Source organism: Alishewanella sp. SMS8, assembly GCF_030737935.1.
Taxonomy (GTDB): domain Bacteria; phylum Pseudomonadota; class Gammaproteobacteria; order Enterobacterales; family Alteromonadaceae; genus Alishewanella; species Alishewanella maricola.
This window is the reverse complement of sequence record NZ_JAPJEA010000001.1, coordinates 1,595,821-1,608,965: the sequence shown is the minus strand read 5'-3', so window position 1 is coordinate 1,608,965 and position 13,145 is coordinate 1,595,821. Positions and strand designations below refer to the sequence as shown.

At 46.6% G+C, this 13,145-nt stretch carries 9 protein-coding genes and 1 riboswitch; of the genes, 7 read left to right on the top strand and 2 right to left on the bottom strand.

Translation table 11 applies throughout. The annotated features are described in order from the left end of the window. Positions 1-8 precede the first annotated feature (8 nt). Positions 9-776: a DeoR/GlpR family DNA-binding transcription regulator gene (locus ORJ01_RS07245; RefSeq protein WP_229586173.1), complete on the top strand. Its 768-nt coding sequence runs from the start codon at positions 9-11 to the stop codon at positions 774-776. Between the two features lie 46 nt (positions 777-822). After that, positions 823-2,652, top strand: coding sequence for a glutamine--fructose-6-phosphate transaminase (isomerizing) (gene glmS / locus ORJ01_RS07240; RefSeq protein ID WP_306177463.1), 1,830 nt, complete (start codon positions 823-825; stop codon positions 2,650-2,652). A gap of 296 nt (positions 2,653-2,948) precedes the next feature. On the opposite strand, the gene ORJ01_RS07235 is transcribed toward glmS, so the two are convergent. Next, positions 2,949-3,506 carry a manganese efflux pump MntP family protein gene (locus tag ORJ01_RS07235; RefSeq protein WP_306177462.1) on the bottom strand — a complete coding sequence of 186 codons (558 nt, stop codon included), beginning with the start codon at positions 3,504-3,506 and terminating at the stop codon, positions 2,949-2,951. Between the two features lie 8 nt (positions 3,507-3,514). Continuing rightward, a riboswitch (yybP-ykoY riboswitch) is annotated at positions 3,515-3,683 on the bottom strand. A gap of 584 nt (positions 3,684-4,267) precedes the next feature. Here ORJ01_RS07235 and ORJ01_RS07230 point away from each other — a divergent pair. The 5 genes from ORJ01_RS07230 to ORJ01_RS07210 all read left to right on the top strand — a co-directional run bounded on the left by ORJ01_RS07230 (position 4,268) and on the right by ORJ01_RS07210 (position 12,116). Then, on the top strand, positions 4,268-7,225 hold the full coding sequence (locus ORJ01_RS07230) for a TonB-dependent receptor (RefSeq protein WP_306177461.1): 2,958 nt from the start codon (positions 4,268-4,270) through the stop codon (positions 7,223-7,225). A gap of 61 nt (positions 7,226-7,286) precedes the next feature. After that, positions 7,287-8,894, top strand: coding sequence for a tryptophan halogenase family protein (locus ORJ01_RS07225; protein ID WP_306177460.1), 1,608 nt, complete (start codon positions 7,287-7,289; stop codon positions 8,892-8,894). Between the two features lie 10 nt (positions 8,895-8,904). Next, complete coding sequence (locus tag ORJ01_RS07220) at positions 8,905-9,612, top strand: SapC family protein (protein WP_306177459.1); 708 nt, start codon at positions 8,905-8,907, stop codon at positions 9,610-9,612. Between the two features lies 1 nt (position 9,613). Next, positions 9,614-10,612 (top strand): cupin-like domain-containing protein, encoded by a 999-nt coding sequence (locus ORJ01_RS07215; protein WP_306177458.1) that lies wholly within the window; start codon positions 9,614-9,616, stop codon positions 10,610-10,612. Between the two features lie 13 nt (positions 10,613-10,625). Further along, complete coding sequence (locus tag ORJ01_RS07210) at positions 10,626-12,116, top strand: tryptophan halogenase family protein (protein WP_306177457.1); 1,491 nt, start codon at positions 10,626-10,628, stop codon at positions 12,114-12,116. Positions 12,117-12,172: 56 nt separating this feature from the next. Here ORJ01_RS07210 and ORJ01_RS07205 read toward each other — a convergent pair whose 3' ends face one another. Continuing rightward, a complete protein-coding gene (locus ORJ01_RS07205; protein WP_306177456.1) occupies positions 12,173-13,138 on the bottom strand; it encodes a glycoside hydrolase family 16 protein in 966 nt (321 codons plus the stop codon). Positions 13,139-13,145 lie beyond the last annotated feature (7 nt).

Genomic DNA, 13,145 nt, shown 5'->3' with positions numbered 1-13,145 from the left:
TGAAAGAAATGAATAAACGTAATACACAACAGCGTCGGCATTTAATTGTCGCCCAATTGCAAAAACAAGGCGAAGTGACCGTTGAGCAGCTGGCGGAGCAATTTAACACGTCCGAAGTGACCATCCGTAAAGATTTAACTGCCCTAGAGGCTGCCGGCTTATTATTACGTCGTTACGGTGGTGCTGTGCCGGTACCACAAGATTTTATTTCTGATAGTAGTTTAGCGAAAGTTTCAGAACGAAAGTTAGCAATTGCTAAAGCGGCTGCGACGCTGATTAAAGATCATTACCGAATTATTATCGACAGTGGCCGCACAACGGCGGCGCTATTGCCAGAACTAGTGCAAAAACGTGGCCTTGTGGTCATGACTAATTCATTAGCTATTGCCAATGCCTTGCGAGAGTTGGAAAACGAGCCGACGCTACTTTTAACCGGCGGTACTTGGGATCCGCAGTCTGAAGCGTTTCAAGGGCAATTAGCCGAGCAAATGTTACGTAATTACGACTTCGACCAACTTTTTATTGGCGCCGATGGCATCGATTTAGCTCGCGGTACAACTACTTACAATGAGTTATACAGCTTAAGCAGAGTTATGGCTGAGGTCTCGCGCGAAGTCATCGTGATGCTGGAATCAGACAAGCTGGGGCGAAAAATACACAATTTAGAATTACCCTGGTCAATGATCAAAGTATTGGTGACCGACACCGGTTTATCCGCTGCTCAGGCTGCGGAAATAGAACAGCAAGGCGTTAGCGTGATCCGCGCAGCGTATTAAATAGCAATTTTGCGAACCCTTTTAGTTAATTTAACGGAGTAAGAATATGTGTGGCATTGTTGGCGCAGTTGCGCAGCGTGATGTGGTTGATATTTTAGTTGAAGGTTTGCGCCGTTTAGAATATCGCGGTTATGACTCGGCCGGCGTGGCGGTTGTTAACCAGCAAGGTGAGTTACAGCGTTTACGCCGTTTAGGTAAAGTAAAAGAGCTAGCCGATGCGGTGGCATTAGCGCCGGTGCTTGGCGGTACGGGTATTGCGCATACGCGCTGGGCAACGCATGGTGAGCCAAGTGAACGCAATGCGCACCCTCATATTTCTAGCAATATCATCGTGGTACACAACGGTATTATTGAAAATCATAACCCGCTGCGCGAAGCGCTTAAAACGAAAGGTTATGTGTTTACCTCAGACACCGATACCGAAGTAATTGCCCACCTAGTAGAAGAAGAATTAAAGCAAGCTAGTTCACTGTTAGCAGCCGTGCAAGCAACGGTAAAACAACTGCATGGCGCTTACGGTACCGTGTTATTAGATAAAACCGATCCTAGCCGTGTAGTGGTGGCCCGTTCAGGTAGCCCCTTGGTGATTGGTTTAGGTATCGGTGAGAATTTTATTGCCTCTGATCAGCTGGCCTTATTGCCGGTAACCCGTCGCTTTATGTTTTTAGAAGAAGGCGATGTAGCAGAAATTACCCGACAAAGCGTCAGTATTTTCGATAAAGACGGTAACGCGGTAGAGCGTGAAGTGCATGAATCCAACGTCAGTTACGATGCCGGTGATAAAGGCCAATATCGTCACTTTATGCTCAAAGAAACTTATGAGCAGCCACAAGCGATCAACAACACCTTAGAAGGCCGTTTAAGCAATGATAGCGTGCTAGACGAAACCTTTGGTAATGGCGCAGCTGAGCTATTCAAAAAAGTTAAGCATATTCAAATTGTTGCCTGTGGCACCAGTTATCACTCTGGTATGGTGGCGCGTTATTGGTTGGAGTCATTAGGCGGTGTATCTTGTAATGTCGAGATCGCTTCAGAATTCCGTTACCGCAAATCTTTTGTGCAGCCTAACAGCTTATTGGTCAGTATCTCGCAATCAGGTGAAACCGCCGATACCCTAGCCGCGCTGCGCTTAGCGAAAGAAGCCGGTTACTTAGGCAGTTTAACCATTTGTAACGTGGCGGGTTCATCACTGGTTCGTGAATCTGACTTAGCCTTTATGACCCGTGCTGGCGCAGAAATTGGTGTTGCCTCTACTAAGGCATTTACCACGCAGTTAGTGGGTTTAGCCATGTTGACCATGGCGGTAGGTAAATACAACGGCTTAAGCCTTGAAAAGCAGCGTGAATTAACTCATGCCCTGAAAAGTTTACCGGCCAAGTTAGAAGAAACCTTAGCGCTGGCGCCACAAATTGAAGCTTTAGCCGAAGAGTTTGCCGACAAGCACCATGCGTTATTCTTAGGCCGCGGTGATCAGTACCCCATTGCGATGGAAGGCGCATTAAAGCTGAAAGAAATCTCTTACATTCATGCTGAAGCTTATGCGGCGGGTGAGCTTAAGCACGGCCCACTGGCATTAATTGATGCCGATATGCCGATTATCGTGGTAGCGCCAAACAATGACTTGTTAGAAAAGCTAAAGTCGAACGTGGAAGAAGTACGCGCCCGTGGCGGTATCTTGTATGTGTTCGCCGATGCCGATGCGCAGTTTAAGTCTGACGCGACCATGCGAGTGATCAATGTGCCACATACTCACGAATGGTTGGCACCAGTGGTGTATACCTTGCCATTGCAGCTGCTGAGCTATTATGTGGCAATCATAAAGGGTACCGACGTAGATCAGCCAAGAAATTTAGCCAAAAGTGTAACAGTTGAGTAAGTAATTGATTTTGTTTTCTTTTTAGTTTGGGGCGTAGTTGAAAGGCAACAAACAAAGTTGAAAAGCAGGAGGGGCTCAATGAGCCCCTTTTTAATTATTATCGAATAAGCATCATGTGATGCTGAATGCTAAGTAGTGGTGCTATTTAAGCGCTTGAGTTTGGTGGTATCGACTTATTGCATAAACTCATCAATGCAGCGAGTGCCCAAGCTCGTGTGAAACCCCATTTAAAGCATGGAGGCCGCACCGAGTAACAAGATTGCTGGCCTCCACAACGATTGGCGCCTCAAAAAAACTTACAAATGACTGTATAGTGTTAATAACCCTACCGCAATTAGCGTAAGGCCGCCAAAAATCTCAGCTCTGTGCCCTATAACCGAGCCTATTGCACGCCCTAGCATTATGCCAATAGTCACCATCAGTGTCGTCGCAAATCCAATCAAAGCTGCTGCTATCCAAATGTTGACGTTGATGAACGCAAGACTCACACCAACCACCATTGCGTCAATGCTTGTACTAAATGCCGTTAGGCAGATTCGAAATAAAGACTTTCCAGTTTCTTGTTCTTCATCATTTCCAGCCGGCTTTGTACCTTCATAAATCATATGCAGACCCAGAATCGTCAAGAGTGAAAAGGCAATCCAGTGATCCCAAGCTTCTACATATTCTGAGGCTGACTTTCCTATTAACCAGCCTACAAGCGGCGTGATTGCTTCGATAAAACCAAAGATGAGTCCGATTTTGAAAGCTTCTATCAATCGTGGTTTTTTAAGGGTTGCACCTTTACCAATCGCAGCAGCGAAAGCATCTGTGGACATAGCAAAGGCAAGTAAAATAAGCGGAATTGGGTTCATTTAGTTGGCTCCGGTCGGGCATATCAAGTCCACGATATATCCACACGCCCGACCTTGGGCATGGATATATCGATGGTCTCGCCAACCAAGAGGTATTCGCACCATGGCATGTGGCCAATTATGTTGATACGAATTCTTCCAAATTTCGAAAGCAGGCTACTCCCCAACAAGGGCTTATGTTAGCAATTATCCTAAATAATGACAAATTTAGCGTGTTGGTGTGGAGCGGCATACTGAACTGGGTCAACAAACGAGGCGTGTGATGGTGAACTTCATTCTTGAAAAGAGAGTGTCTTGAACTGAGGGAAAGTAAATCTTTTTAGAAAGAGCCTTTTCTGAATTTTTGCCATTTGTGCAAAACAGCTAATAGTTGAAGTGAGTTAATTGTTGGTGCGTTCGCAGGATGAAAGTTTTTATGCGTAAAGATTGCATCAAGTGGTAAGTGCGTAGAAAACAGTGGTAGCTAAGTACCCTAAAAATTGTAGTGCACCAAAATAAGGCAATTTAGCGTGATTTGGTAATTAAAGCCTTTTTTCAGCAGTTTTTTAGCCAGAAACCTTTATTTTCATTGTTCTCAGCGCACTAAAAGTGAACTTTTAGTGCCACACATTTGTGCATCTTTTTACTGGTCTGTCTTGACGTAGAAATATTAATCAACTAAGTTGTGTAAGCGCTTACATTTTTGTGCCTGCAAATGTCATTAAAATGTAAGCGAAGCATATAATAAAATAGCAAAAATACAGGAAACACGGGAGAAAGGTATGAATCAAACACGTTTCAAGCTGTCGCGCATAGCGATGAGTTTGTCACTGATTACAGGCGCCGGCATGATGGCGCCTGGTTTCGCGCAAGAAGCCGCTGCGGACGAAAACAGTGATATTGAAATAATTCAAGTTTCGGGCATTCGTGGCAGTTTAATTAAGTCGATGGATGTGAAACGCAGCTCTGTCGGCGTGGTTGATGCCATCTCTGCAGAAGATATTGGTAAATTTCCAGACACTAACCTTGCAGAATCCTTGCAACGGATCACGGGTGTGGCTATCGACCGTTCAAACGGTGAAGGTAGCCGCGTTACGGTGCGAGGTTTTGGCCCAGATTTTAACTTAGTGATGTTAAATGGCCGGCAAATGCCCGCTTCGTCACTGGAAGCGACCTCAGCCTCATCTTCTCGTTCGTATGATTTTGCAAACATCGCTTCTGAGGGTATTTCAGGAGTTGAAGTGTATAAAACGGGTCGTGCCACTATCGCTACCGGTGGTATGGGCTCAACCATTAACATTTTAACGACTAAACCATTGAATGCTCCCGGCGAGAAAGCCAGCTTTGGTATCAAAGGTGTAATGGACCAGTCAACTGACGAAGGCGCCAGCATCACGCCAGAGCTATCAGGCTTATACAGCAATACTTTTAATGACGACAAATTTGGTGTCGCCATTAGCGGCTCATACCAGCAGCGTGATAGCGGCAACAAGCAAGCCAATAGCGGCGGCTGGCGAACTTTTCCTGGCACCGTAAATGGTTTTGACTGGGATGGTGGTAATGCAGATTGGGGTGGTTTAATCCCTGATGGTGCCAATGCTCATCAAAATTACCCAGCTGCTGACTCAATCTACTCCGTACCACAAAGCTTAGGTTATGCGTTTCATGAAGTAGAAAGAACCCGTACTAATGGTCAGTTAGTACTGCAGTATCAACCGGTTGACTCAGTAAGAACAACCTTAGATTACACTTATGCAAAAAATGAAGTGTCAGATCGTTACAATGATGTTTCTGCCTGGTTTAACTTCGGCCCTTCTTCAGGTGTGTGGAGCGATGGCTCAGTAGCAGCACCCATTGTCTATTCTGAAGCTTTTGGTGCTCCTGGCGATTTAGCCATGGGGGGTGGGCAGTTCTCAACCGTAAACGAGAATAAGTCTTTAGGTTTCAATGTTAACTGGCAAGCAAGTGACAACTTAAAGTTAGAGTTGGACTATCATAGCTCGTCAGCTGATTCTAGCCCAAACAGCCCCTTTGGTAGCAACAACGTTATTGGTATGGCGACGTTCGTGCGTACTCTAACCTCCGCACGTTTTGACACCGACTTGCCTACATTGGTTATTGGTTACCCTGCTGGCTTTACGGGTATTCGCGGTGAAGACATGCGGGTAACGGGTAGTTCATTCCGCAATAGCCAAATGCGCAGTGACATCGACCAACTGCAACTTCGCGGTAACTATTCGTTTGACGATGGCATCTTAAACAGTATCGATTTTGGTGTAACAAGTTCAGAAACCAAAAACCGTTCAGCGTTCTCTAACGTGCAACAGGATAACTGGGGTGGTTTAGGCGCGGCGGGTGATATCGACCCGTCAGTGTTCAAGCTTGACCAGTTAGGCGATAACTTCAACGCTTCTACCAGCAGCGATATGTTAAAAGAGTTCTTCCGTTGGGACTTTAATACTATTCGTCAAATAGCCAATGATACCTACGGCGCTTTAGGTGCGGTGGGCGATTGCGGTACGTCATTCTGTGCGTCGTCTAACATGACCACGGACCGCCGTACTACGGAAGAACAAAAAGCTGCTTATGTGCAGTTAAATTTCTCCGGTGAAATTGGTGAGCGTTTTTATGGCTTAACCGCGGGTGTGCGTTACGAGAAAACCGACGTTACATCAAACGCCTTAGTACCGGTCTACAGTGGTATTGCTTGGGCAGGTGATAACGAATTCAACTTGATCAGCACTGGTGAAAGTGACTTTACTGAGCTAACCGGTGATTACACTAACGTACTGCCCAATGTCGATTTCAACATTGAAGTGGTTGAAGATGTAATTTTCCGTACCTCGGTCAGTAAAACATTGGCTCGTCCAAGCTATGCCGATATCCAAGGTGGACAAACGCTGAATGCCTTAGTGCGGATTGACGGTGGTACCGGTGGACGTGGTAACCCTGATCTAGACCCGTTTGAATCAACCAACCTAGACTTGTCTTTAGAGTGGTATTACGACGAAGGCAGTTACATGGCCGTGGGTTACTTCACCAAAAAAGCCAAGAACTTTATCGGTCGTACTACCGTTGAAGAGCAAACCTTTAATTTACCGCATCCGGCACAAGGCCCTCGTTATGCTGAAGCCGTTGCTGCCGTCGGCAATAATGCTACAGCGATTCGTAACTACATCAGAACCAATTACCCTGATACGGTTGACGCAAACGGTTTTATCTTAGGTGTACCTGGCGATACTGCTGCAACATTTGATATCACTATTCCGGTTAACCAAGATGATGCGAATTTAGACGGCTGGGAATTAGCCTTACAACATTTATTTGGCGAAACAGGCTTTGGTGTGATTGCCAACGCAACTTTTGTTGATGGTGACTTTGAATACGACAACTTCAGTCGTGGCGAGCAATTTGCGTTATTAGGTATGAGTGATACCTACAACGTCGTCGGTTTCTACGATAAAGACGGTTTCCAAGCGCGTTTGGCCTATAACTGGCGTGACAAGTTCCTTGCCTCCACAGTGAATACTTTAGGTTTGCAAAACCCTATTTACGTTGAAGCTTATGGTCAATGGGACGCTAGTGCCAGCTACGATTATACCGAGAACTTAACGTTCTTTATTGAAGCCATTAACTTAACTGACGAGTCAGTACGTTCTCATGAACGTAATACACTACAATTAGTGAATTATACTGAAACAGGTCGTCGTTTTGCCATCGGTGCGCGTTATTCGTTCTAAGATGTCGTTGTCCTGAAATAAGTAGCCATCGTAAGATGGCTACTTTTTACAAGAAGTAGTTATGATGCAAGCAAACGAGTCACTCGCAACAGATAATCCCGCAAACACTGAAAATAAAAAGCCTTTTTTTAAAAGGCAGGTGGATATTGTGGTTGTCGGTGGTGGTAGTGCGGGTTGGCTTACTGCAGCTATCTTAGCTGCAGATCATCAAACAGACCCACATGTAAATATCAGTTTGATCGAGTCTGCCTCTGTGCCCACCATTGGTGTTGGCGAGGGGACTTGGCCTTCAATGCGCGCGACATTAGCGCGAATTGGAATTTCTGAAACAGAATTTATTCTCAGCTGCGATGCCAGCTTTAAACAAGGTAGTGTGTTTCGCCAATGGCGTAGCTCATCACCACAAGATTGTTATTACCATCCTTTTACGCCACCAGTAGCTGCCAATGAGTTAGATATTGCTGACTTTTGGTTTGGTCATCATCAGCAAGTCGAGTTTGCTGCTGCTGTATCAAGCCAGCCTGCCGTGATTGCTGCGGGTTTAGCACCCAAACGCATCGCGACTCCAGAATATGCCTTTTTACAAAATTATGGCTATCACCTTAATGCAGCAAAGTTTGTTGCCTTACTAAGCCGGCATGCCAAACGGCTTGGGGTGAAGCATATTGTGGATGATGTTGTTGCCGTGCATAACCACATAGATGGTCGTGTTGCCGCCTTGCAAACGGCTGAGCATGGTGCTTTAACCGGTGATCTATTTGTGGACTGCTCGGGGTTACAGAGTTTACTTATCGGCCAGCATTATCAAACACCCCTGGTCAGTGTGCAAAACTGTTTGTTAAACGACAGTGCCTTGGCAGTGCAGGTGCCTTATGAGGATGAACGTACGCCAATTGCCTCTGCAACCTTGGCCACTGCCCAATCACAAGGTTGGGTATGGGATATCGGCTTACCAACCCGTCGCGGTGTCGGTTTTGTGCATCACAGTGGCCATACCGGCGAGGATCAGGCGGTCAGCACGCTTGCGCACTACCTGCAACTATCAGAGCAGGCATTTACAGCCCGCTACCAGCCGAGGCTTATTCGGTTTACGCCGGGCTATCGCCAACAGTTTTGGCGGCACAATTGTGTGGCAGTCGGCATGGCGGCAGGCTTTATTGAACCGCTGGAAGCGTCTGCCTTGGTGATGGTTGAATTATCAGCCAAGTTTATTAGCGAGCAATTGCCAAGAAGTTTGGCACAACAGGCCGTGATCGGTGAGCGCTTTAATCAAACCTTTAGCTATCGTTGGCAACAAATCGTCGAGTTTTTAAAGTTGCATTACGTGTTGTCGACACGTGATGATAGCGACTATTGGTTGGCCCAGCGTGCCGACAGCTCGATACCTTCGTCACTGCAAGAAAAGTTGATGATGTGGCAACAATTTGTGCCAAGTCGTTATGATTTACCCATGGCTGAAGAATTATTTCCGGCTGCCAGTTATCAGTATATTTTGTATGGCATGCGACATTTACCTAGTAGTGAGCGGCCAATAAAGGCAAGCTTAGGATTACGTGCTAACCAAGCGTTTGCCGAAGTACAACAAAAAACACAACAACTCAGAGCGGGCTTGGTCAGTAATCGCGAATTATTAAACCAAATTAAAGCTCATGGCTTACAAAAGATTTAAAGGGGAGCCGATGGCTACTATCGAATTACTGAATAACGTTGACCATCTTGGTGTGAAAATCCTTACTGAGCGCAGCCTAGAGCTTGGCGATAACAAAATGTTTTGTTTGAGTTTTCCAGCTGAATTCCGCGCTGCCCAAGCCTATTACCCCGTCTTATTTTATAAAGACGGCCAAAGCGGCCAATTTATGCCGGTGTTACTGCTCGGTTTTCAATCGGGTGAAAACCTATTTTTGCAGCAGCAAGGATGGCAAGCGGGTTATGTGCCGCTAGATATCCTTCGTGAGCCTTTTACCATTGGCCTGCAACAGGGTGAGCGCGTGATCAATATCGATACCTCGCATCCGAGAGTCAATAGCGCTTCGGGTGAGCCGTTGTTTTTAGAGTTTGGTGGTCAAACGTCTTATTTGCAGCAAGTGGCGGCACAATTAGAGACTTTGCATCATGGCATTACCGACGCTAAGGTCTTTACGCAGCAACTATTGGCACTGGAGTTGATTGAGTCTTTTGTACTGGATGTTACGTTAAATAATGGCCAACAGCACAGTTTGCATTGTTTCTATACGATTAACGAGCCACGGTTAGCGCAACTGAGCGGCGAGCAATTGTTGCAGTTAAAGCAGGCGGGTTATTTAGAGGCCATTTACATGATGCTAGCTTCGCAAGCACAGTTTGCGCGGTTGATTGGTTTTAAGAATCAGCTGTTGGCAAGCAACTAAGATGTGGCCTGCAGCGCAACCGGTAGCAAGCTTAACCGGCGTAACCGCGGATAGCATCAGCAGTGATGTACTGAATAGTTCGATACCGCTGCACTTGCCTGATTTTGCTGCGCACTGGCCTGCAGTTTGTGCGGCTAAGCAAGGCCAGCCTGCCATTAATGATTATTTGCTTAGCCACTATAGTGGTGAACCACTTACCGCTTATATCAGTGAGGCGGGTAGTGGTGGCCGAGTATTTTACAATACTAACTTTAGTGGTTTTAACTTTCAGCCGGTAAATGCCAAACTTGGGCAATTGTTAGCGGCATCACAGGATAAAGCGCACTGGTATGTTGGTGCTACTTTGGTACCGCGTTGGTTTCCGCAGTGGTTGCAACAACAACACGTGCCGGCGTTGGCGCAACAGGGCAAAGATCCGCTGGTTAGCTTATGGATTGGCAATCAAAGTCGTGTAGCAGCACACTCTGATCTGCCGCAAAATTTGGCGGTGGTAGTGGCTGGGCGTCGACGTTTCACCTTGTTTCCACCTGAACAATTAGCCAATTTGTACATTGGCCCGCTGGATGTTTCGCCTGCAGGCCGAGCGATTAGTTTGGTCGATTTTACCAACCCCGATCTGACACAATTTCCAAAATTCGCCGAAGCGATGAAACATGCGCAAGTGGTAGAACTTGGTCCTGGTGATGCGCTCATTATTCCCAGTATGTGGTGGCATCATGTAGAAGCGCTAAGCTCGCTCAATGTACTAATGAATTTTTGGTGGCGCGACTGCCCTAGTTATTTGCCCAGCCCACAGCTGGCATTGCAGCTGGCGATGCTGAGTATTAACACTTTACCGGCAGAGCAAAAGGCGGCATGGCGTGCACACTTTGAGCATTATGTGTTTGGTGAAGGAGAAATTGCGCATATTCCTGAACATTTACGTGGTTTGCAAGGTTCGTTAACTGAGCCTGTGGCATGGCAAGTGCGTGCTGAACTGTTAAATAAACTTAACCGATAACAACGAGGTCCAAATGCAGTCGCAAGCAATTAAACGCGTGGTGATTGCCGGTGGTGGAACCGCTGGTTGGATGGCGGCTGCCGCTATCGCCAAGTTAATGGGTAAACATTTTGAAATTTGTCTAGTCGAGAGTGAAGATATTGGTACTGTGGGGGTGGGAGAAGCGACCATACCCCCGTTATTGACGCTGCATAAGCTACTGGGTATCAACGAAGCAGAATTTATGGCTGCCACCCAAGCCACTTTTAAACTGGGTATTCAATTTGAAAACTGGCGCGATCAAGGCCAAGACTACATTCACTCCTTTGGAACCACTGGCCAAGATTGCTGGGCGGCGGGCTTTCAGCATTTCTGGTTAAAAGGTCAGCAAATCGGCTTAGCCAGTGATTACGGCGATTATTGTCCGGAGTTATTGGCGTCAAAAGCGGCAAAGTTTGCGCATTTACCGAATCGTTCCCTAAATTACGCTTTTCATTTCGATGCCGGTTTATATGCAAAGTTTTTACGGACTATGGCTGAGAAACATGGTGCAACGCGGATTGAAGGTAAAATTGCCAAGGTTGAAACCTGTGAGCAAAGCGGCAATATTACAGCGTTACAGATGACGAGCGGTGAGCGCATTGCTGGCGATTTATTTATTGATTGTACGGGCTTTCGCGCACTGTTAATTGAGCAAACTTTACATACGGGCTTTGATGATTGGAGCCACTGGTTGCCTTGCGACTCAGCGATTGCGGTACAAACTCGCGCTACGCGTGAGCCGGTGCCTTATACTCGTTCTATCGCTCACGGTGCTGGCTGGCAGTGGCAAATACCACTGCAACATCGTGTCGGTAATGGTTTAGTGTATTGCAGTAAGTATTATTCAGATGATGAGGCAAAAGCGTTGTTGCTGGCCAATGTCAGTGGTGAGTTACTGACCGAACCTCGACTGATCAAATTCAAAACCGGCATGCGCCGTAAGCACTGGAACAAAAACTGTATCGCCTTGGGTTTGGCCAGTGGCTTTCTTGAGCCGCTAGAGTCGACCAGTATTCACTTGGTTCAACGCAGTATCGTGCGTTTGTTACAAATGTTCCCAGTTAATGGTGTCAGCCAAGCAGATGTTGATGAGTTTAATCAGCAAACTGAACATGAAGTGCTGAATATTCGTGATTTTATTATTTTGCACTACAATGTGACGGCGCGGCGCGACACGGCATTTTGGCGACACTGTCAAAGCATGCCTATTCCTGAATCACTTGCCCATCGTATTCGTTTGTTTAAAGAAACGGGCCGAGTATTTAAAGTGCCGAATGAGTTATTTGGTGAGAACTCATGGACGCAAGTGATGTTGGGCCAAGGTTTGCTGCCAGAACACTATCATCCGATAGTGGATCAAATGAGTGAAGAGGAACTGAGTCATTTCCTCAACCAAATCAAAGTGCAAAATCAGCGGTTAGTGGCGCAATTACCCAGTCATCAGACGTTTTTACAAAGCTATTGCCCCGCGATGAGCAAATAACGTTAATCTTAAAATAAGCCGCTACAGTCGTCTGTAGCGGCTTTTTGTTTTGTTAATCAAAGTTTTTGATAAACCCTGACAAAATCAACCTGCATGCGTTGTGGGAATATGCCAGCGTCGATACCTTTTTCATTAACGTTGCCAGCCCAATTGCCGCCCACCGCTAAATTTAACAGAAGATGAAAACGCTGATCAAAGGGCGCATGCTCACCTATGCCGGGCATAATTTGTGCGGCATCGGTAAACCAATCGGCACTGGTGCGGGTGGCATAATGCACACCATTTATGTACCAGCGGATTTCACCCTCTTCCCATTCAATGCTGTAGGTATTAAAGCCGTCAGTGGGGCTGGCGCCTGCTGGTAATTTGTAGCTTTCTCCAGAATAAGTATTGTTCGGCGCGCGTTTGCCATAATGTAAAGTGCCGTGGATGCGTCGCTCTGGCTCACCCATTGCCGCATTTTCTTCATCTGATTGGGTGCCGAGATTGACCGCTTCCATAATGTCAATTTCGCCTGATAACGGCCAGGCACCATAAACGTTATCGGTGGGTAGCATCCAAATCGCCGGCCAACTGCCTTGACCGCCGGGTAATTTGGCGCTGACGTCGATGCGGCCATAACGCCAGTCACCTTGGCCTTTGCTGCGAATGCGGCCAGATGTGTAAGGTAAGGTGCGTTGTCGCTTGGGATCAAAGCTCGCGGCATCTTCAACAATATCTGGGCCGGAGAAGTTTTCTGCTCGCGCGATGAGGTGTAACAGGCCATCTTTTACCATGATGTTTTCTGGTCGGTCGGTATAGCATTGTTGCTCATCATTACCGCCGCCCCAGCAATTTTGCTCTGGGGTCCATTTGCTTCGATCGAGCTGTTTACCCTCAAATTCATCATGCCAAACTAATTGCCAACCCGCTGGGGCTGCAAAAGCGATGTTGGCCGACGGCGTGCTGAGTTCGGGTAGCTGATTGCAAGCGACTAACGCCAACGTGCTACTAATAGCCAGTAAAGGTAAATTAAAACGCATTATTGCC

Bases quoted from the DNA above. Each gene is read 5' to 3' on its own strand.
- ORJ01_RS07245 (WP_229586173.1), top strand. From the start codon at position 9: ATGAATAAACGTAATACACAACAGCGTCGGCATTTAATTGTCGCCCAA.
- glmS (WP_306177463.1), top strand. From the start codon at position 823: ATGTGTGGCATTGTTGGCGCAGTTGCGCAGCGTGATGTGGTTGATATT.
- ORJ01_RS07235 (WP_306177462.1), bottom strand. From the start codon at position 3,506: ATGAACCCAATTCCGCTTATTTTACTTGCCTTTGCTATGTCCACAGAT.
- ORJ01_RS07230 (WP_306177461.1), top strand. From the start codon at position 4,268: ATGAATCAAACACGTTTCAAGCTGTCGCGCATAGCGATGAGTTTGTCA.
- ORJ01_RS07225 (WP_306177460.1), top strand. From the start codon at position 7,287: ATGATGCAAGCAAACGAGTCACTCGCAACAGATAATCCCGCAAACACT.
- ORJ01_RS07220 (WP_306177459.1), top strand. From the start codon at position 8,905: ATGGCTACTATCGAATTACTGAATAACGTTGACCATCTTGGTGTGAAA.
- ORJ01_RS07215 (WP_306177458.1), top strand. From the start codon at position 9,614: ATGTGGCCTGCAGCGCAACCGGTAGCAAGCTTAACCGGCGTAACCGCG.
- ORJ01_RS07210 (WP_306177457.1), top strand. From the start codon at position 10,626: ATGCAGTCGCAAGCAATTAAACGCGTGGTGATTGCCGGTGGTGGAACC.
- ORJ01_RS07205 (WP_306177456.1), bottom strand. From the start codon at position 13,138: ATGCGTTTTAATTTACCTTTACTGGCTATTAGTAGCACGTTGGCGTTA.